The sequence below is a fragment of the Hamadaea sp. NPDC051192 genome, from assembly GCF_040682475.1.
GTDB lineage: Bacteria > Actinomycetota > Actinomycetes > Mycobacteriales > Micromonosporaceae > Hamadaea > Hamadaea flava.
Genome location: NZ_JBFBAZ010000061.1, coordinates 1 through 19344 on the forward strand (window position 1 = coordinate 1; position 19344 = coordinate 19344).

A 19344-nucleotide genomic window follows, 5' to 3' on the forward strand; every position below is an offset into this window, starting at 1 on the left:
GTGCTCCTTCAGGAGGGGGTGAGAAACACGTCGTTGCCCCCAAAGCATCGGTTGTGGACGGTCACCGCAGGTGCCCTTTGCCACCCCCTGACCTGCTCACCGTGTCCGGAGTCGACGCCTCCTACGACCGCATCCAAGTCCTGTTCGGAGCGTCGCTGCGGGTCACGGCGGGGGAGACCGTCGCGGTCTGCGGACCCAACGGTGTCGGCAAGTCCACATTGCTGCGCGTACTGTCCGGCCTGCTGCGACCTGACGCGGGCACGGTCACGTTCGACGGCGCGGACATCACCCGGACCCCCGCGGTGCGCCGGGTCCGCTTGGGCGTCACCACCGTCGTCGGTCAGTCCGCGTTCGGCTCACTGTCCGTTGTGGAGAATCTGCGCATCCACGGGTACGCCCAGCGCAGCGCCGACGTCCGGCTAGGCGTCGAGGCAGCGCTCGCGGTCTTCCCGCGCCTCGCCCAGCGGGCGGACCAGCCCGCGGCGACCCTGTCCGGCGGCGAACGGCAGATGCTCGTGCTGGCCAAGGCGCTGATCCAACGGCCTCGGCTGCTCCTGATCGATGAGCTGTCGCTAGGCCTGGCGCCGATCGTCGTCGGCGGGCTGATGCAGATGGTGCGCCGGCTCAACGCCACCGGGCTGACCGTCGTCGTCGTCGAGCAGTCCGTCAACGTCGCCACCATGCTGGCCGACCGGCTGTACTTCCTGGAGAAGGGCGCGGTGGCCGCCGAGCACACCGCCGCCGAGCTGCGGGCGCGGCCCGACCTGGCCGCCGCGTTGACGCTCGGGGGGCACGCGTGATCGACGCCGTCCTCCTCGGTCTGTTCACCGGGTTCACCTACGGTCTGCTCGCGGTCGGGCTGGTGCTGGCGTACCGGTCGAGCCGGTTCATCAACTTCGCGCACGGCTCGGTCGGGGTGCTGGCGGCGGCGGTCTTCGCCGGCCTGGTGACGGATGCGGGCCTGCCGTACTGGTGGGCGTTCCCGTTGGCGCTGGCCACCGGGGCGGCCGTGTCGGCCGGGATCGAGGCCGGAGTGGTACGCCGGTTGCGGGGCCGACCGGCGGTCATCGGGATGATCGCCACGCTGGGCCTGTCGCAGTTCGTGCTGATCCTGGCGCTGCTGGTCAACCGGGACGGGCTGGCCGGAAGCCGGTTCCCGCAGCCGCCGGGGCTGCCGTCGTTCACCGTCAGCCGTACGCCGATCGGCCCGGCGTTCGTCGCGATGGCGCTGCTCACGCCGGTGCTGCTGGCCGCGCTCGGGCTGTTCCTGCGGCGCAGCCGGCATGGGCTGGCGGTGCGGGCGGCCGCCGACGACGGTGAGGCGGCCGTGCTGAACGCCGTCCCACCGGGCCGCATGGCCACGCTCGCCTGGGGCATCGCCGGTGCGGTCGCCGCCTTCTCCGCCGTCCTGGTCACCCCGACGCAAGGTACGCAGTCCATCGAGACGCTCGGCCCGGATCTGCTGTTGCGGGGGCTGGCCGGTGCGGTGGCCGGGCGGATGGCGTCGCTGCCGATCGCGTTCGCCACCTGTGTCGGTCTCGGTGTGGCCGAACAGATCCTGCTCGCCGAGGGCGCCGGGCGCGGGGCGGTGGCACTGGCGTTGGCCGTGTTCATCCTGGTGGCGCTGCTCGCCCAGCCGGTCCTGGGTCGCCGGGCGACGGCCGAACCGGCCTGGCCGGTCCCGCCCGCCCCCACCGGCGTACGCCGATTCGCCGTCGCGGCCGTGGGACTGTTCGTGGCGGCGGCGTTGGCGTACCTGGTGACCAACGAAGTCGCGTCGGTGCTCACCACGATCGTCGGGTTCGCCCTGATCGGGTTGTCGGTGTTCGTCGTGACCGGCATCGGCGGCGAGCTGTCGTTGGGCCAGGTCGCCTTCGCCGGCATCGGTGCGGCAGTCAGCCTGCATCTGGCTGCCGTCACCGGCGACTTCGTACTCGCCGCGGCCGGTGGCTGTGCCGCCGCGGCGGCTGCGGCGGTGCTCACCGGCCTGCCCGCGGTGCGGTTGCGGGGCGTCGCGCTGGCCGCCACCACGCTGGCGTTCGCCTTGGCCACCAGCGCATGGGTGCTGCGGCAGGAGATCTTCCTCGGCGACGGACTGGAAGCGGCCCGGCCGCAGGTGGCCTCCTATCCGCTGGTACTGGCCAAGGACTACTACCTGTTCGCCGTGCTCATGCTCGCACTGGGGCTGTGGATCGCCGACAACGTCCGCCGGTCGGGACTGGGCCGGCTGGTGCGAGCCGCCCGCGACAACGAGCAGGCCGTCCGAGCGTTCGCCGTCGACCCACGCGTGCGGCGGCTGCAGGCGTACGCGATCGCGGGCGTGCTGGCCGGGCTGGGTGGGGTGGTCATCGGCCACGGGCAGAGCCTGCTCACGGTGAACAGCTTCCCCCCGTCGGCCGGCATCGACGTGGTGGCGTTGACCGTCGTCGGCGGCATCGGCCGGTTGTCCGGGCCGCTGCTCGGCTCGGTGCTGCTGGTCGGCGTACCGGGGTTGGTGGATCTGGGCATTCCCGGTCAGGCCGCGTTGACGGTCGGGTGGCTCGCGGTCGTCCTCTTCCTGCCCAGCGGCCTGGGCGGGGCCCTCGCCGGGCTGGCCCAGCGGTTCCGCCTGGCCCGGCCTCGCCGCGCGGAACCAGCGGTACGCGAGACGGCTCCGGCCAGCGAAGCAGCTCCGGTCAGCCGGGCAGCTCCGGTCGCCGGGGCGGCTTCGGTCGATGCGGCGGCTCCGGTCAGCCTGGCGGGGCGGGGGTTGGCCGGCGTCCTGCTTCGGGGTCCGGCTGCCGTCGCGGCCGGCGGCACCGTCCTGGACGTGCGCTCGGTGTCGCGCTCGTTCGGCGGGGTGCACGCCGTCACGGGCGTGGACCTCACCGTCGGAGCGGGCGAAGTCGTCGGCGTCATCGGCCCGAACGGGGCCGGCAAGACCACCCTGTTCGAGATCGTCGCCGGGTTCACCGCTGCGCAGACCGGGACCGTGCGCTTCGCCGGTCGCGACGTCACCGCGATGAGCCCACAACGCCGGGCGCGGTTGGGCCTGGTGCGATCCTTCCAGGACGCCCGGCTGTTCCCGACGCTGTCCGTACGCGAGACCCTCCTGGTCGCCCAGGAGCGGACCACTCCCAGCGGGCTGCTGGCCGGGGTGCTCGGCGCGACCGGGGCGGAGCGGCGCAAGGCGGCCCGGGTGGCGGATCTGCTCGACCTCGTGGGTCTCGCCGGGATCGCGGACCAGCCGGTCGGTGCGCTGTCGACCGGCACCCGCCGGATGGTGGAGCTGACCGGCTTGCTGGCGCTGGAGCCGACGCTGGTGCTCCTGGACGAGCCGTCCTCGGGTGTCTCGCAGGCCGACGGGGTGGCCCTCGGCGCGCTGCTGCGCCGGGTGAACGCCGAACTCGGCGTGGCACTGCTGGTCATCGAGCACGATCTGCCGCTGCTGTCCACCGTCGCCGGCCGCATCGTCGCGATGGAGTCCGGGCGGGTGATCGCCGACGGCGTCCCGGCGGAGATCCTGCGTCACCCGGCCGTCGTCGCCTCGTACCTCGGCGACGATCACGCCGCCGTGCACCGGTCCGGCGTGTCCCTGTAAACGCGCATCCGAAGAGAGGAGAGTCCCATGTGGTTCAGACGCGTGGCGGCGGCCGTCGCTGCGCTGGCGACCGTCGTGCTCATCCTGCCGGGCACCGCCTGGGCGGCGTCCAGCCTGACGCTGAGCAAAGCCAGCGGACTGGCCGACGGCGAGCGCATCACCGTGACCGGATCCGGATTCACCCCGAACATCAAGCAGATCGCGATCGGGCAGTGCATCGCCGAGGTCGCGGGACCCACCGACTGCAACCTGGCCGGTGGCGCCCAGTTCGTCAACGCCGACGCGAACGGCAAGATCCCCTCGGTGACGCTCAAGCTGTCGATCAAGTTCGGCTCGTTCGACTGCACCAAGCGCCAATGCGTCATCGCCGCCCAGCTGCTGCCGTCCGGCGCCAGCGACGACGAGATCAAGAAGAACAAGACCAGCAAGAAGATCAGCTTCGGCAAGACCGGCTCGACGGCGTCGCCGAAGGCCACCGGATCCTCGGCGCCGACGCTGGCCAAGACCGGGCCCGGCGACGAACACTGGGTCATCGTGCTCGGCGCGACGGCGTTGCTGCTCCCCGGTATCGGGCTGGTGCTGCTGATGCCCGCCCGCCTACGACGCCGGCAGGCCTGACGGCTGTCCGGGTGCGCCCGCCGAACTGACGGGCGCACCCGGAGGGCTGAGGAGCAACGCCCGTCAGTGCTCGCGCAGCAGGCTGCCCGCGCCGTAGACCTGATCGGTGATCCCGTTGTCGCGCAACGCCATCCACCACGTCGCCGCGTTGATCGCGATGATCGGTTTGCCGAGCCATCGCTCCGCCTCGTCGGCCAGCCGCACCATCGACAGGTTGGTCCCGCACTGCACGATCGCGTCCACATCCGGCCCGTCCACCGCCAGGATCGCCCGGCGCAGCTCAGCCTCGGTGACGTGGGCGATCGACACAGCGGTGGGGCACTTGAGCCCCTCGATAGCGGCGACCTCGAAGCCGATCTCGGAGAAGAACCGGACCACGTTCTGGTCGCCGACCGGCTGATACGGCGTCACCACACCGATGCGCCGCGCTCCGTACAGTCGCAGCGCTCGCTCGCACGCCTCCGCGCCGGTGGCCACCTGCAGCCCGGTGATGTCGTGGATCTGCCGGACGAACTCCCGGTTGCCCTCGACCCCGCCCCAGAACGTCTCCGCCGACATGCCCATCACCATGTAGTCGGGCTCGCAGGTCAGCACCCGCTCGCAGGCGGCGCCGATCTCGGCGCGGATCTGCACGAGCAGGTTCTCGAAGTTCGCGTCGTCGGACAGGTCCTGGTTGCGGATGTGGATCCGGGAGAAGTGCGCCGTCACACCTGGGACCGTCATGGCATAGAAGTCGGGTTCGACGATCGTGTTGGTGGACGGGGCGATGACGCCGAACTTGCGGCGCCAGCCGAGCGCGTCGGTCATGGTGCGGGCTCCCATCGGCGGCGGGCGGAGACGGTCAGCCAGGCGGCGAGCAGGAACGCCGCCTGCGCGAAGGTGTTGGTGCCCTGTTCGATCCACTGGTACAGCAGGGTCGCGTGGTGGTCGCTGCCGCGCAGCGGGGCGAGCGAGCCGACGGCCACGACGCTCACCACGAACAGCGCGGCCGCGACGACGGCGCGGGCGCGCAGCGCCAGCACCACGCCGGTGACGCTGATCGCGGTCACCCCGAGCGTCGCCAGCAGGAACACCGGCTCCACGCTGCCCAGCGCCACCCCGGCGACGCCGGCGGCGATCACGATGCCGGCGTACGGCCACCAGGGCATGCGCTCGCTGTGCAGGGCCCACAGCAGCATCGCCGCGCCAGCCGCCATCATCGGGAAGAGCAGGCCTTCCAACCACGGCAGATCCGGGCCGCCCGCCGAGACGATCAGCTTCCAGGTCGACTTGGCGACGCCGCCGGCCAGGATCAGCACCGCGCCCGTGCGGCCGACCTGCGGCTGGCGTACGCCGCCGAGCAGGTAGAAGCCGGCGAACGCCAGCAGCGTCGGGACGAAATCCTCGATCGCCAGGACGAGCGGATAGTCGGGGGTGTTCACGCGGCCGGCTCCCCGAACACGTCGCGTCCCCGGAACGCCGTGGCGAACCGTAGCAACACCTTGCCCCGGGTCAGCCACGCGACCCGGGCTCCATGGGGCGCTCCGGCCAGGACTTTGTCGGCCAGCCACGGTGTGACGGTCTCGACGCGGTCGGCGAGGATGTTGAAGATCTTCTTGACCCGGGCCAGTTCCTGTGGCGAGTAGTCGTGGATGAGCAGATCGGTCACGACCATGCCGGGAGACAGATGATGCACGGTCACCTCCGGTACGCCCGCCTGGGCGATCTCCCGGGCCAGTCCGTCGGTGACGTAGGTGACGGCTCGTTTCGTCGCGCCGTAAGTCGTCAGGCCGGGCTGATGCCGGCCGTCGGAGCCGAGCCCTTCCATGTTCCACAACGCGCCCGAGCCCTGACCGATCATCCCGGCCAGCGCGACCGCGCTGGCGTTCAGCAGCGCTGTGACGTTGAGGTCGACCGTCTCCTTCAGGTCGGCCGGGTCCAGCTGCCACAGCGGTCGCCGGGAGGCCGTCCGGCCCGCGTTGTTGATCCAGATGTCGACCCGGCCGAACCGCTCGACCGCGGTGTCCCACAACCGGTGCAGCGCCGCTCGATCGGTCACGTCGGCGACGACGCCGACCGCGCCCGGCACCGCGTCCTGGGCACGGGCGACGCCGTCGGCGGACCGGCCGCAGAACACCACCTGCGCCTGCCGGGCGGTCAGCTCGCGGACCAGGCCGAGGCCGATGCCGCGGGTGCCGCCGGTGACGACGACGACCTTGCTCACGCCGGCTCCCATTCCAGTACGCCGTGCAGCACCGCGTCGAGCCGGTTGCCGTCGGAGATCTCGTAGACGACGGCGAGCCGCCCGCCGGCCGACATGCCCGGTTCGGCGTCGAGGGCGTACTCGCGGGTCTTGAGCTTGGTCGTGCCCAGGAGGTGCAGCGAGCCGAAGACGGCCCGGCCGAAGCCGATCCCGTTGCCCCACGCCTGCGGCCCTTCGACGAAGTGCCGGTTGCCGTCGCGGCGGGCGACCGCCTGCGCGGTGTGCTCGAACGCGCCGGTGAACGTCATCGTGCGGCGGGTGTGCAGCAGGTCGATCGGTTCGAGCGCGATCTCGACGTCGGCCGTGCCGCGCAGTTTCTGGTCGGCGCCCCACACCTCGCAGGCGCCGTGGAAGCGCCCGGAGTGTTTGGTGGGCATTATGAACGGCACCGGGCCGCGCCGGGTCTCGGCGTCGAGGAACTGCGTGACGCGGCTCTGCGTCTGCGGGTTGTCGGCGTGGTCGGTGGTACGCGTGTAGAGCCCGTTGAAGCAGCCGACGACCGACCAGCCCTGGTAGAGCACGGACGAGTAGACCTGGGTCTGCCCGTCGGGCAGCACCTGATTCCAGGTGTTGAGGTCGACCTGCCAGCCCGGCCCGTAGTAGTGCGAGTCGACGAACGAGCCGTAGGGCTGGCCGGTGCCGAAGAAGTCCGGTCCGGTGTAGACGCGATCGGCGTCGGAGTCGACCACGCCGAACGCGAACGGCGCGCCGAGGCGGAACTGCCCGGCCAGCGGCCCGCCGCCGATCAGGCCGCCGTCCATGTAGTACGTGGTGACGCCGTCGTCGAAGACCGACGAGCGGCGGATCTCCTCGAACCCGCACCACGTGCCGGTGGCGTCGAACAGCGACGGACGCCCGTGCCACTCACCGGCGATGCGCTTCTGCCACTCGCTCGGCTCACTCATCGGTCAGTTCCGCCCGGATGGCGTCGGCGGTCGCGTCGCCGAGCAGCCGCGAGACCTGCCCCCACACGGGGTCGACGTCGCGGCTGAACAGGTTGGCGCGCACGGCGGCGTCGCGGGCCGCCAGATCGGTGTCGGCCAGCGAGGCGAGCACGTCGTCCGGCAGGCCCTGGTGGACGAGGGCGGACCAGTGTTCGGCGTACGCGTCCACGAATCGGCCGATCTCGCCGAAGGCCGCCTCGTCGGCGCGGTTGACCAGCATCCACGGTGACATGACCGCCCGCTGCCGGGGGCCGACGGCGGCCGGGGACAGGCCGGGCAGCGCGGCGGCCTGTTCGACGAGCGGGCTGAGCGGATGGAACGCCGCATCCAGGTAGGACAGATGGTTGGCCAGCTCGGCGCGGGGGATCAGGTCCAGGTGGAACGCGTGGTAGGAACCGCCGTAGACGGAGTCGAGCGTGAAGTGCGGCACCGCCGAGGTCGCCGGGGTGAAGGCGAAGATCATGTGGCTGTCGAGGTGGATCGCGGGGACGACCAGCCCGACGTAGACCACCTTCGCCACGGCCTTGCCGCGGAAGACGCGTACCGAGCCGACCGGGTCGGGTGACATGGGGCTGGTCAGCGTGGCCAGCGGCGTCGGCGTCTCGGCCAGGTCCGGATGGCGGTCCAGGATCGAGGTCAGCGTGCGGTCGCACAGGTCGAAGGGCAGGCTCACGGCGTCTCCTCGGCGGCGGCCGCCGCGGCGTCCCAGGCGGCCTGAACGGTGGGGTGCTCGCCGCGGGCCTTGTGCACCCAGGCGCGGGCGAGTTCGGGGTTCTCCTTGCGGGCCGGCGAGGGGATGACGGTCGCCTCGCGGCGGGGCACGTCGCCCATGATCTTGTCCTCGTCGGAGATGAGCCAGCCCTTGGCCGCCAGCTCCTGCCGGCGGCGGCGGTAGTGCACCGCGATCTGGTCGCTCTTGATGTGCAGCTCCGCGCCGAGGTCGAAGGGCAGAAGCTCGGGGCGGACCTTGTCGACCACCGCGGCATCCTGATAGAAGATCTTCAAGGTGCGCTGGACGGCGTTCTTGTCGGCCCACTTGCCCGTGAAGAACGTGCGCAACGCCACCCACTTGACCAGCGTGGTGGTCTCGTCGATCGGGATGTTGGTGTCGTAGATGACCAGATCGCCGATGGGCAGCCGGACATGCAGCTTGATCATGTTCGGCAGCATCCAGCCGGCTGACGTGGTGACCGGTGGGCGGTGCGCCAGATCCGCCCGGTTGCGGTTGATCATCTTCCAGATGCCCCTGGGCGCCGGGGGAAAGAGGTCGACGGTGGCGAACGCCGACCATTCGTCCGGCGACTCCACCTCGTACTCGGCGACCTCCGGACGCTCGGGGTTGCCGAACGCGCCCGCGTGCACGAACGGGGCATGGGCGATGTCGCAGCCGTTCTCCAGGATCCGCTCGTAGTTGGCGTGCCACAGGAACTCGCCGGTCACCGCGCGGAACCGGCCGCCGTCCTGGACCAGGTCGTCGAACTCCGGCCAGACCGGGATCGGCGGGCGTTCGGCCTCGGGCAGGTCGCCGAGGTAGACCCAGAGGAAGCCGTACTTCTCCTGCACCGGATAGGAGTCGACACGAGCCTTGCGTGGGATGGCGCGCCCGGGCAGGTTCGCCGGGATCTTCGTGCACGCGCCGTCCGGCTCGTACTCCCAGCCGTGGTAGGGGCAGACGATGCAGTCGCCTTTGGTCCACCCGCCGGACAGCGCCGCGCCGCGGTGTACGCACAGGTCCGACAACGCCACCGGCCGGCCCTTCGGCGTGCGGTAGAGCGCCAAGTGCTGGCCCAGCACCGTCACCCGCGCCGGCTTGGTGGTGACCCGGTCGGCGAATTCGACGGCGTACCAGAAGTTCTTCAACATGACGGTTACCTCCGCTGGATCGAGGCGATGCCGGGGTGCTGGACGAGCTTTTCCAGGTGGGCGCCCGCCTCGGGCTCGGCCGCCAGGTGCGTGCGCAGGAACGTGCCGAGAAGGTCGGCCAGCAGGTCGCGAGTCTGCGCCGGATCGCCGCCGGCCGGCAGGTCGAGGAAGGCGCGCGCGGCGGTGTGGTCCACGGGGTCGACGATCGCGAAATGGTTCGCGCCGTCGAGGCGTACCAGCAGGTTCTGACCGTCGCGGTCGGGCAGCGCCTCGGCGAAGGTGCGGGAGATCGGGTCCGCGCGGGTCTGAGCGTCCTCGCCGTAGCGGTCGGCGGAGCCGTTGATGACCCCGTCGTTCGTGCCCGCGATCAGCAGGACCGGGCAGTCGGCCTGGGCGGGCAGCACGGTGCCCGCCGGCCAGCCCAGCATGGTGGCGACCATGGTGTGGGCGCCGTAGGTCGCCACCGCCCGGACCTGTGGCACGAACCGGGCGGACTGCAACGCGACCGTCCCGCCCGCCGAGTGGCCGATCAGCGCGACCCGGTCCGGGTCGAGCAGGCCCGAGACCGGCCCGGTCATCGTGGCGAGCGCGGCCAGCACCGGCTGGAGCGAGGGCGTGGTCGGCCGGGTGCCGTAACCGTCGGGCCGCGCGGCGTCGAGGTCGACCCCGGGCGTGATGCCGTGTAGCCCGCCGAACAGGGTGCCGACCCAGTCGTAGGTGACCGTGACGATGCCGCGGGCCGCCAGTTCGCAGGCCAGCCAGCGGTACGCCTCCTGGCCGACGTTGACGCCGGAGACGATGATCGCCACCGGATAGGGCGCGCCGTCGGGGTCGGCGGCCATCACCCCGGACAGCCGCTCCCGGTCACTGCCGTCGGGCCGGGCCGGGTAGTAGACGCGCAGGTGGGCGGTGTCGAAGGGGGCGTCGTGGCCCGGGATTGCGGCGGCCCACCAGACGGATCGGACGGTGGTCACAGCGGACGGTCCAGGGTCCGGTCGCCGCCCCACAGGCCCCGGACCAGCCGGTCGGTGGTCTCCTGGCCGAAGTAGCGCACGCCCATCACGTTGGCGGGATCCCGCTCGGCGATGTTGCGGCGGATGGCCAGGTCGAGCTCGGCCTGCGCGGCGCGGTCGGCGGCGGGCACCGGTTCGGCCTCGTCGACCCAGCGCAGCCAGCGGTCGACGTAGTCGGTGAGGATGCCGCGTACGACGCCGATGGTGCGCTCGTTGCGCGGGAACGAGTAGCAGTAGGCCGTCGGGCTGAGGCTGGCCCGGATGAAGCCCGCCCGGCTGACGAAGTACTCGAACTCGGGGTCGGCGCGATGGGCGAGCCAGGCCTCGTCCAGGCCGGCGTAGTAGCGGTCGTAGTAGTCGCCGTCGACCATCAGGTTGGTCCGCGGCACGCCGTCGATGTAGAACCAGCCTTCCGGCCACACCAGCAGGGCGATGCCCAGGTGCGGCACCCGGATCTGCGGGCCGAGCCAGACCGTCAGGTGCAGGTTGGCGAAGCTCGCCGCCGGGTTGCCCAGCCACGAGTGCACCATCCAGTCGACCTCCGGCCCGCTGTAGGCGGCCAGCGACCCGCCCGGACCGTCGGGATAGGACCCGTACTGCTCCAAGTCGAGAGTGGACGGATCGCGCTGAAGCTCGAAACGGGCGTCGATCTTCGCCTTGAGCTCGGCCAGGATCTCCTGGAACTGGTGGAACGTGTCGTGGACGTCGATCTGGGGTGCGTTGTCGACCATGTCCTCGACGTGCTGAAGGGTTTCGGCCACCGCGGAGGTCACCTTTCTGTGAGGGCGTCCAGGAGCCGCCAGGGGCGGCCGTCGACCAGGTCGGTGCGTCGGGAGACGAGCCGGTTGGCCGCTTGCGCGGGGGCGACGTCGGCGCGGGCGGCGACGTCGCCGGCGGGAACGTGGTGCACGAGCGGATGGCTGATCCGCCCGGTGAACGGGCCCTGCCAGGCCGTCCACAAGGTGAAGTCGCCGGACAGGGCGAAGATCGCCGAGGGCTGGTCCAGGGGCGCGGCGGCGACGACGTTGAGCCGGTTCTCCGCGGCGCGCTCGGGCAGGCCCAGCGACAGCTCCCAGTCCTCGACAGCGGTGAACGGCGAGGCCACCACGTCGGCGTCGGCCAGCGCCGCCAGCCGGTACGCCTCGGGGAACAGTGTGTCCAAGCCGCCGATCAGGGCCAGCCGCCCCCACGGCAGGTCGAAGGTACGCAGCCCGTCCGCCAGTTCGGTGCCGGGCGCGGCTGCACACGCGTGCAGCGGCGGCTGTACGCCGACGACGCCACTGGCGTCCACGAGAACGACGCCGTCTTCGGTCGCGGTGACGGCGTACGCTGGAGTGCCGGCCAGCGCCTCGGCGAGCCGGGCGGGGTCCGCCTCAGGTGTCACGACGAGCAGTACGCCGTCAGCAGCTGCCTTCGCCGTCTCGGTGTACACAGTGGCCGGGTCACCGCGTACGACGGCGACGGGCAAGGTCGGCGCACCCGGGTCACGGCGGCGACCCTGCGGTGCTTCGGCGATCGGCCGGTAGATCTCGGGCCGGCGGGCGGCGAAGACGTCGACGCCGTCGGGGCGCTGCTTGGCGTCGGCGAGGTCCGGGTCGATGTCGGCGACGACGACCGCCTCACCCGTACGCGGTCCTTTGGCGACGACGGTGCCGTCGGGGGCGACGATCTGGCTCTCGCCTGCCCCGTGCAGCCACTGCGCCGGTACGCCCAGCGCGGCGCTCAGCTGCGGCAGGCGATCCTCGGGCAGCAGCGGCCCGACCTTGTTCGCGGCGACGACCCACGTCTTGTTCTCGGCGGCGCGGACCGGGATGTGCAGCGACGCCTCGTCGAGGGCGAACGAGTTGAGGCTGTTGAGCAGCACCTGCGCGCCGCGGAGGGCCAGCCCGCGGGCGACCTCGTTGATGACCCCCTCCATGCAGGCGTACATGCCGAGGCGGCCGAGCGGGGTGTCGACGACCGGCCCGGCTTCGGTGGCCGGGTCGAGGTGGTCGTTCTCGGCGCCCATCAGGGTCTGCTTGTCGCACTGCGCCAGCGGCTTGCCGTCGGGGCCGAACAGGAAGTTGGTGCCGCCGGTGCGGCCGTCGGCGTACGCGTGGGTGACGTTGATTTTGACGTAGACCTCGTGGCGGGCCGCGCGATCGGCGATCGCGGTGAGGAAGTCGTCGCCGGGGCGGGTGGCGATCCGGTGCGCTTCGGCGCGGTCGGCGTAGAACGACATGTGGTTGCAGAACTCGGGCAGGACGATCAACCGCGCGCCCTGAGCCGCCGCCTCGTCGATCAGCCGGAGGCAGGCGGCGAGATTCGCGTCCACGTCCCGGGACGCCGCGAGCTGCACTGCGGCGACGCGCACCAGGCCCATCTTTCGCCTCCGGTTCCCCTAGCGAAACGCTGTTTCCCGAAAGTACACTCGGATCCGGGTTTGCAACAGGGGTCAACCGGAGGTCGCCGTGCTCGCTCACGTGGTGCTCATGACCTTTGGCGACGCAGCCGATGCTGCCAAGGCCAAAGAGCTTTTGGAAGGGCTTGCCGGCGAGGTGCCGCAGATCCGCACCCTTGATGTCCGACTGGACGAATTGCGTACCCCGGTCTCGGCGCATCTGGTCATGACGAGCACCCACGACGACGCCGACGGACTGCTCGGCTACCAACAACATCCAGCCCATCTGGAGGTCGCGGCCTGGCTGCGGCCCCGGCTCGCCGCGCGCACGGTCGTCGACTACACGATCTGACCGCCCACGGGCCGGTCGGGCTACCCCAGCCGGCCGCGTACCGTAGCTAGGCGCTTCACTGCGGGTAGGCGTTGGCGGGCGCTCCGCCGCCGCCCGCGCGGAACGCCGCCGGGGCGTTCACCGCGCACGTCTGTGCATATTCGACGATGCCCTCGTCGCCGTACTCGCGGCCGTAGCCGGAGCGTTTGACCCCGCCGAACGGGGCCCGCAACGCCATTCCGGTGCGGTTGTGGGTGTTGACGAAGACGAACCCGGCCTCCAGCCGGCGGGCTACCGCGAACGCCCGATCCTCGTCGGCCGACCACACGGACGCGCCCAGACCCAGCTCGTCGGCATTGGCTCGGGCTACCACCTCGTCGATGTCGTCGTAGACCACCAGGGGAACCGTCGGGCCGAACTGTTCGGTGGCCGTCAGCGGCGCGTCGTCGCCGATGCCGTCGACCAGCGTCGGCAGCACGAAATGACCAGCGGCCAAGTCCGTGCCGGGGTCGGCGCGCCCCACCGTGATCACGCGCCCGCCCCGTCCGGCGGCGTCGGCCACCAGATCCTGGACTCGTCGCACCGCCTCCGCCGAGATCACCGGCCCCATGCTGACCCCGTCGGCGAGCGGGTCGCCGGTGCACAAGACCTCGTCGGCCGCCACCCGGTACGCGGCCAGGAAGTCGTCGTGGCGCGACCGGTGCACGTAGAGGCGTTTGGCAGCCATGCAGACCTGTCCGCTAGTGGCGAAGGACGCCATGACCAGCCGCCGCATCGGCTCGGCGGACAGATCGGCGTCGGGCAGCAGCAGCACCGGATCGTTGCCGCCGAGTTCGAGGACGGCCGGGGTGGCGAATTCGGCGGCGGCCCGCGCCACGTGCCGGGCAGTCTGCAGTCCGCCGGTGAACGCGACCTTGCGTACGAGGGGATGGCCGACAAGGGCCGCACCGGTCTCGGCCTCGCCGTGCACCGCTGACAGGACGCCGTCCGGCAACGTCGACGCGAGCAGTCCGATCACCCGGTCGATCGCCAGCGGCGCGAGCGGCGACGGCTTCACCACGACCGCGTTGCCCGCCACGAGCGCCGGGGCGATCTTGAGCATGGCGAGGATGATCGGCGCGTTCCACGGCGTGATCGCCGCGACGACGCCATAGGCTTTGCGCGTCAGTAGCAACCGGCCCGTGCTGTCGTCGACCTCCCGATCGGCCAGCACCTGCGGGGCACGCCCGGCGACCCAGCGCAGGAAGATCATCGCGAAACGCAGCTCGCCCGCACAGTCGGCCCGCACCTTGCCCGACTCCCGGGCCAGCAGCACCGCCAAATCGGCCAGGTGCGGATCGACCGCGTCGGCGGCGGCGTCCAGCATCGACGCCCGCTGCGCCACGGTCCGTGCCGACCAGTCGCGCTGAGCGCGGTCTGCGGCGCGCACCCGGCGGTCGACCTCGGTGGGCGGGGTCTCCCGCAGGGTGCCGACGACCTCGCTCACCCGGGCGGGATTGTGTCGGGTGATCACACCGGCTCCGGCCGCAGCGAGGCGATCATCGAACTGCGCAGCAGGTACGCCCGCGTCCGGGCCGGGTCAGCGGCGATCGCCCGCAGCTCGTCCAGATGAGCGCGGCGCGCGTCGGGGTCGGTGGCCGACATCCGGGCGTAGTTCTGATGCGACACGGTCTGCACGAACTCCAGCGCGATCCGGCGCCGCCGAGCGGCGGCCCGTTCGACCGCCTCGGCAACGCCGTCCCGCGGCTGTGTCACGCCGTCCCGCGCTTGTGTCACGCCGTCGTCCGACGGCCGCGTTCGGTCGCGAGACGCATCGGTGTCGGCGGAGGGGGAGGCGAGGGCGTCGGCGGCGAGGGCGTCGGCGTACGCGACGGCGTCGTGGATGCCGGAGTTCATGCCGAGGCCGCCGAGGGGATTGTTGACGTGCGCGGCGTCGCCGGCCAGCAGCACCCGTCCGGATCGGAAGGTCGCGGCGACCCGCTGATGCACCCGGTAGATGCTCGCGTGCGCCACCCGCCACGGCCGCCCGGGGTCGGCGACCAGCCGCAGCCGGGCGTCCATTCCGGCCAGCGCCGCCTCGTCGGGCACCTCGTCGGCCACCGGCAGCAGCACCCGCCAATGGTCGGGCGTACGCAGCAGCACCGACCACTCGACCGGATCGAAGACGTAGTTCACCTCGGCCAGCCCGGACAGCATGGCCGGCAGATCCTCGACTGTGGACGCGACGAGGAACCGTTCAGGATAGGTGAGGCCCTCGAACGGCACGCCGAGGCTACGGCGTACCGCCGAATGGGCGCCGTCGGCGGCGATCAGCCAGTCGCCGGTGATTTCGCGGCCGTCGGCCGTGCGGGCGGTCACCGCGACATCGGTCTGGTCGACGGCCGCCACGGGCCAGCCGAACCGCACCCGGCCGCCCAGCCGCCGCACGTGCGCCAGGAGTATCGGGGTCAGCTTCGACTGCTCGCACTGCACCCGGAACGGGAACCGCGTGTCGTCGGCCAGGGCCGCTAGATCCATCGTCGCCACCAGACCCTCGACCCGGTCGCGATAGGCGAACGTCGGCGCGGTCAGCCCCCGGTCCATCAGCGTGCCGGCGATGCCGAGGTCGTCGAGCATCTCCAGGGTCGGCGGGTGGAATGTCGACGCCCGCGACTCGGCGGCCAGTCCGTCGCCCGCCTCCAGCACGGTCACTTCGATTCCGCGCTGCGCCAGTGCCAGGGCGGCGGTCAGCCCGACCGGACCCGCTCCGGCTATCACGACATCGGTCATGCGTACCTCGCGTCCAGCGCCAGCGCCTCGTCCTGTCCGACGAGCCCGGTGAACTCGGCCCACGGCAACCGGTCCAGGCCCGCGGCGGTCCCGGTCGCGGCGATCGACGCGTACGCCTGCTGCGCGGCCCGCAGACCGGCCAGCAGCGGGGCGACCGGGTGCAGCACCAGGCGTACGCCGACGGCGTGCAGGTCGGCGTCGCCGTGCACCGGGGCGTCACCGGCCTCGGACCGGTTCAGCACCAACGGCACGCCTGGCATGGCTCGCTGCGCCTGGGCGAGTTCGTCGAGCCCGTTCACGCCTTCCAGGAACACGGCGTCAGCCCCGGCGGCGACGTAGCGCTGGGCGCGCCCGATCGCTTCGTCGAGCCCGGCGACGGCGTACGCGTCGGTGCGCGCGACGACGACCAGGTTCAGCCCCTCGGCGGCGACGGCGCGGATCTTGCGGGCGGCCGAGTCGGCGTCGGCCAGTTCCTTGCCGGCCAGGTGCCCGCATCGTTTCGGCTGCACCTGGTCCTCCAGATGCAGCCCGGCGATGCCGGCCGCGGCGTACCGGCGGGCGGTCCACACGGCTTGGAGCGCGTCGCCGTAACCCGTGTCGGCATCGGCGAGCAGCGGCGTACCGGCCAGCGCGGGCACGATCTGGGCCGCCCGGGCGGCGATGTGGGTGCCGTGCACGTAGCCCAGGTCCGGCAGCCCGAGGTCGAGTGCCGCGCACGCCGCTCCGGACAGGTGCGCGGCCCGATGCCCGGCGCGTACGGCCAGCGCGGCGGTCGGCGGGTCGTAGACGCCGGGCAGGTGCGTGATCGCCGCGGCGTGCAGCAGGTCGCGCAGCGTCATGGCCGGCCGTGCAGCGCGAAGCCGCCCTCGACGCCGACGACGCGGGCGTTGGTGAAGAACCGCAGGGTCTCGGCCGTGCCCTCTTCGGAGATGCCGGACAGGCCCCAGGCGGGCCGGGGTGTGAACAGGTGCAGGCTCATGATGCTGGAGCCGTTGACCTTCACCTCGCCCGCGCGCAACCGCCGGGCGACGGCCAGTGCCGCCGTCTCGTCCGCGCCGGTGACGTACGCCTCCAGCCCGTACGGAGTGCCGTTGGCCAGCGCCACCGCTTCGTCCACGGTGGAATATGGGTGGACGGCGGCGACCGGGCCGAAGATCTCGTTCGTGGTGTGCTCCGGGTCGACGCCGGTGATCAGGGTCGGGGGCAGGTAGGTGCCGTCCGGCGGCACGTCCGTCGCGCGGTGTGCCGTCCCGCCGTGCTCGGTCAGCGTCTGGATCGCCGCCGTGACGAGAAGCCGATGCCGGGAGTGCACGAGCGGGCCGTACTCGGTCGCCTCGTCCAACGGAGGTCCGATGTGGATCCGGGCCAGCCGGGCCAGCACCGCCTCGACGATCTCGTCGTGCCGGTCGGCGGGCACGACGAGCCGCCCCAGCGCCCGGCACCATTGGCCGTTGAGCGTGGTGAGCAGGTCGGCGGCGCAGCGCGCGGCCACGTCGACGTCAGCGTCCGGCAACACCACGAGCGGGTTGTTCCCGCCGAGTTCCAGCTGCACCGGCTTGACCCCGTACGCACACGTGGCGGCGACCGCACGCCCGCCGTCGAGCCCGCCGGTGAACGACACCGCCCGGATCCGTGGATCGCCGACGAGGTGTGCGCCGTGGTGCGCGCCGCCGTGGACGAGCTGGAACACCCCGCCGGGCAGCCCGGCGTCGGCGATCACGCGATGGATCGCCTCGGCGAGCAGTTGGGTGCCGTAGGGGGCGTACTCGCTGGGTTTGACGACGGCGGGACACCCGGCCGCGAGCGCGTTGGCGACCTTGTGCGCGGCCATCGGCGCGGGTGCGTTCCACGGCACCAGGCACGCCGCCGGACCCCAGCCGAGCCGGTCCACGTACGCCTCGCGGCCGTCGTCGCGGGTGACGGCGGTGCTGAGCCAGCCTTGCCGAAGCTGGCCGGCGGCGAGCCGGAACGCGCCGCCGAGGATCACCGACAGGACCGTGGTCTGCTGCACCGGCACACCCGTCGCGTACGCCTCCAGACGGGCGATCCGGGGTGCGACGCCGTCGACTGCGTCGGCGATCGCCTCCAGCAGGGCGGCCCGGTCGTCGACCGGCAACTGCGACCACCCGGGATCGGCGTACGCGGTATCCGCAGCCGCGATGGCGGCGTCGATCCGGTCGGTGCCGGTGCCGACCGCGGCGCGCACGGCGACGCCGGTCGTCGGATCCTCCAGGGCGAATCCGAGGTCGTCCGCGCTGTCCTGCCAGACCCCGTCGACGAGGTCCGCGGTGGCCGGCGGCGTCGTCATCGCGTACCAGCCGGGGCGACCGGAGCGAACAGCGCGTTGGCCCGGTCGGTGGTGAGCATCGACGCGGCCTCCAGTCGCCCGCGCTCCGGTGGGAACGTCATGACCAGGCCCATCGCGAGGTCGCGCAGGGCGCGGCCCATGGTGCCGTGCAGGGTGGCGCCGGAGGTGCCGTTGGCCTTGAACGCGCCGACGGCGACCGCGAACGCCGCTTCGCAGATGGAGCCCTTGGCCAGCCGCCACTGCCGGTAGACGTCCCCCTTGGGCGCCAGCGGCGGTTCGGAGGTCTCCAGCAGCAGCTGGCGGCGCAGCCACAGGTACGCGGTCTCCAGGTTCTCGGTCATGTCGCCGATGATCACCTGGTGCATGGGGCTCTCCGCAATCGGCCGTCCGGTGTCGGCGAAGGTCTTGGCGGTGAGCCGCTGGAGGGTGTCGTCGTAGACGCCCTGGGCGCAGCCGACGTAGACGGCGGTGATCGCGAGCTGGTTGCCGACGAAGCTGCCCCGGCTGCATTGCAGCATCTTCACGAACGCGCCGGGCACGGTGAGCGCCTCGTCGGCGGGCACCCACACGTCGGTCAGCGTGATGCCGTGGTTGGCCGAGCCGCGCATGCCGAACCCGTCCCACGCGGGCCGGCTGGCCACTCCGTCGGACTGCCGGGGCACCAGGAACAGCGCCAGCCCGTCGGCGGTCGTGGTGCCGTCGAGCCGGGCGGTGACGAGGTAGGTGTCGGCCACCCCGGTCGCGCAGCCGAACGACTTCTCGCCGTCCAGCCGCCAGCCGGGTACGCCGTCGCGGGTCGCCGGGCGCGCCGTGGTCGAGATCGCGATGTTGGCGCTGGCGCTCTTGACCGCCTCGCTGGCGAAGTTCGCCAGCCAGGTGCCGCCGGCCATCCGGGTGAGCACCTTCTGCGCGAAGGCGCGTACCTGTGGCACGTCGGCGTCGTCGAACAGGCCGACCTCGATCGCCTCCAGTGGCAGCAGGCCTCTCGATGCGCTGGTGTTGTGGAAGAAGTACGCCAACGCGGTCGACGGGCAGGCCGTGCCGAGTGCGAACGTCGCGGCGGCGAGGTCGCGCAGTCCGCCGCCGAGCCCGCCGAACTCCTCCGGCACGACGAGCCCGAGCAGGCCCGCCTCGCGCAGCAGGGCGATGTGCTCCACCGGGAACTCGGCGTCGGCGTCGGCCCGTTCGGCGTTGGCGCGTACGGCGGGCAGGATCTGTTCCACGCGCTGGGCACGGGCACGCTCGGCGTCGGTCATGTCGTCGACGAGACGTTCGCCGGTGAGGCGGTCCATGCGG

The 19344-nt window shown here is 72.1% G+C and carries 18 protein-coding genes; 4 read left to right on the forward strand and 14 right to left on the reverse strand.

Annotated features, from left to right (window positions below; genetic code table 11):
• Positions 1-77 precede the first annotated feature (77 nt).
• From AB0M47_RS24210 to AB0M47_RS24220, 3 genes are read left to right on the forward strand one after another with little or no spacing between them, the layout of a single operon-like run.
• Positions 78-800: an ATP-binding cassette domain-containing protein gene (locus AB0M47_RS24210; RefSeq protein WP_363417826.1), complete on the forward strand. Its 723-nt coding sequence runs from the start codon at positions 78-80 to the stop codon at positions 798-800.
• Positions 797-3580 (forward strand): branched-chain amino acid ABC transporter permease/ATP-binding protein, encoded by a 2784-nt coding sequence (locus tag AB0M47_RS24215; RefSeq protein ID WP_363417829.1) that lies wholly within the window; start codon positions 797-799, stop codon positions 3578-3580. The genes AB0M47_RS24210 and AB0M47_RS24215 overlap by 4 nt, the downstream gene beginning before the upstream one ends.
• A 27-nt stretch (positions 3581-3607) precedes the next feature.
• Positions 3608-4198, forward strand: coding sequence for a neocarzinostatin apoprotein domain-containing protein (locus tag AB0M47_RS24220; RefSeq protein WP_363417832.1), 591 nt, complete (start codon positions 3608-3610; stop codon positions 4196-4198).
• Between the two features lie 63 nt (positions 4199-4261).
• Here AB0M47_RS24220 and AB0M47_RS24225 read toward each other — a convergent pair whose 3' ends face one another.
• From AB0M47_RS24225 to AB0M47_RS24265, 9 genes are read right to left on the reverse strand one after another with little or no spacing between them, the layout of a single operon-like run.
• Positions 4262-5005 (reverse strand): arylmalonate decarboxylase, encoded by a 744-nt coding sequence (locus AB0M47_RS24225; RefSeq protein ID WP_363417835.1) that lies wholly within the window; start codon positions 5003-5005, stop codon positions 4262-4264.
• Positions 5002-5619, reverse strand: a complete 618-nt coding sequence (locus tag AB0M47_RS24230; protein WP_363417838.1) for a hypothetical protein — start codon at positions 5617-5619, stop codon at positions 5002-5004. Before AB0M47_RS24230 ends, AB0M47_RS24225 begins: the two co-directional genes overlap by 4 nt.
• Positions 5616-6401, reverse strand: a complete 786-nt coding sequence (locus AB0M47_RS24235; protein ID WP_363417841.1) for an SDR family oxidoreductase — start codon at positions 6399-6401, stop codon at positions 5616-5618. Before AB0M47_RS24235 ends, AB0M47_RS24230 begins: the two co-directional genes overlap by 4 nt.
• The gene (locus tag AB0M47_RS24240; protein WP_363417844.1) at positions 6398-7345 is read right to left on the reverse strand and encodes a hypothetical protein; all 948 of its coding nucleotides are present in this window, start codon (positions 7343-7345) and stop codon (positions 6398-6400) included. The genes AB0M47_RS24235 and AB0M47_RS24240 overlap by 4 nt, the downstream gene beginning before the upstream one ends.
• Entirely contained in the window at positions 7338-8057 is a 720-nt protein-coding gene (locus tag AB0M47_RS24245) for a hypothetical protein (protein WP_363417847.1), read from the reverse strand. Before AB0M47_RS24245 ends, AB0M47_RS24240 begins: the two co-directional genes overlap by 8 nt.
• Positions 8054-9247 (reverse strand): aromatic ring-hydroxylating dioxygenase subunit alpha, encoded by a 1194-nt coding sequence (locus AB0M47_RS24250; protein WP_363417850.1) that lies wholly within the window; start codon positions 9245-9247, stop codon positions 8054-8056. Before AB0M47_RS24250 ends, AB0M47_RS24245 begins: the two co-directional genes overlap by 4 nt.
• Before the next feature lie 5 nt (positions 9248-9252).
• A complete protein-coding gene (locus tag AB0M47_RS24255) occupies positions 9253-10221 on the reverse strand; it encodes a dienelactone hydrolase family protein (protein ID WP_363417853.1) in 969 nt (322 codons plus the stop codon).
• Positions 10218-11021 (reverse strand): oxidoreductase, encoded by an 804-nt coding sequence (locus tag AB0M47_RS24260; RefSeq protein WP_363417856.1) that lies wholly within the window; start codon positions 11019-11021, stop codon positions 10218-10220. Before AB0M47_RS24260 ends, AB0M47_RS24255 begins: the two co-directional genes overlap by 4 nt.
• 8 nt (positions 11022-11029) lie before the next feature.
• The gene (locus AB0M47_RS24265) at positions 11030-12622 is read right to left on the reverse strand and encodes a nitrilase-related carbon-nitrogen hydrolase (protein ID WP_363417859.1); all 1593 of its coding nucleotides are present in this window, start codon (positions 12620-12622) and stop codon (positions 11030-11032) included.
• Between the two features lie 88 nt (positions 12623-12710).
• Here AB0M47_RS24265 and AB0M47_RS24270 point away from each other — a divergent pair, with 88 nt between their 5' ends.
• Complete coding sequence (locus AB0M47_RS24270) at positions 12711-12992, forward strand: Dabb family protein (protein ID WP_363417862.1); 282 nt, start codon at positions 12711-12713, stop codon at positions 12990-12992.
• A 55-nt stretch (positions 12993-13047) separates the two neighbouring features.
• On the opposite strand, the gene AB0M47_RS24275 is transcribed toward AB0M47_RS24270, so the two are convergent.
• From AB0M47_RS24275 to AB0M47_RS24295, 5 genes are read right to left on the reverse strand one after another with little or no spacing between them, the layout of a single operon-like run.
• Positions 13048-14484, reverse strand: a complete 1437-nt coding sequence (locus tag AB0M47_RS24275; protein WP_363417865.1) for an aldehyde dehydrogenase family protein — start codon at positions 14482-14484, stop codon at positions 13048-13050.
• A complete protein-coding gene (locus AB0M47_RS24280) occupies positions 14481-15740 on the reverse strand; it encodes an NAD(P)/FAD-dependent oxidoreductase (RefSeq protein ID WP_363417868.1) in 1260 nt (419 codons plus the stop codon). The genes AB0M47_RS24275 and AB0M47_RS24280 overlap by 4 nt, the downstream gene beginning before the upstream one ends.
• Positions 15737-16579, reverse strand: a complete 843-nt coding sequence (locus AB0M47_RS24285) for an isocitrate lyase/phosphoenolpyruvate mutase family protein (RefSeq protein ID WP_363417871.1) — start codon at positions 16577-16579, stop codon at positions 15737-15739. The genes AB0M47_RS24280 and AB0M47_RS24285 overlap by 4 nt, the downstream gene beginning before the upstream one ends.
• A complete protein-coding gene (locus tag AB0M47_RS24290; protein WP_363417874.1) occupies positions 16576-18048 on the reverse strand; it encodes an aldehyde dehydrogenase family protein in 1473 nt (490 codons plus the stop codon). Before AB0M47_RS24290 ends, AB0M47_RS24285 begins: the two co-directional genes overlap by 4 nt.
• Complete coding sequence (locus AB0M47_RS24295) at positions 18045-19340, reverse strand: acyl-CoA dehydrogenase family protein (RefSeq protein WP_363417877.1); 1296 nt, start codon at positions 19338-19340, stop codon at positions 18045-18047. The genes AB0M47_RS24290 and AB0M47_RS24295 overlap by 4 nt, the downstream gene beginning before the upstream one ends.
• Positions 19341-19344 lie beyond the last annotated feature (4 nt).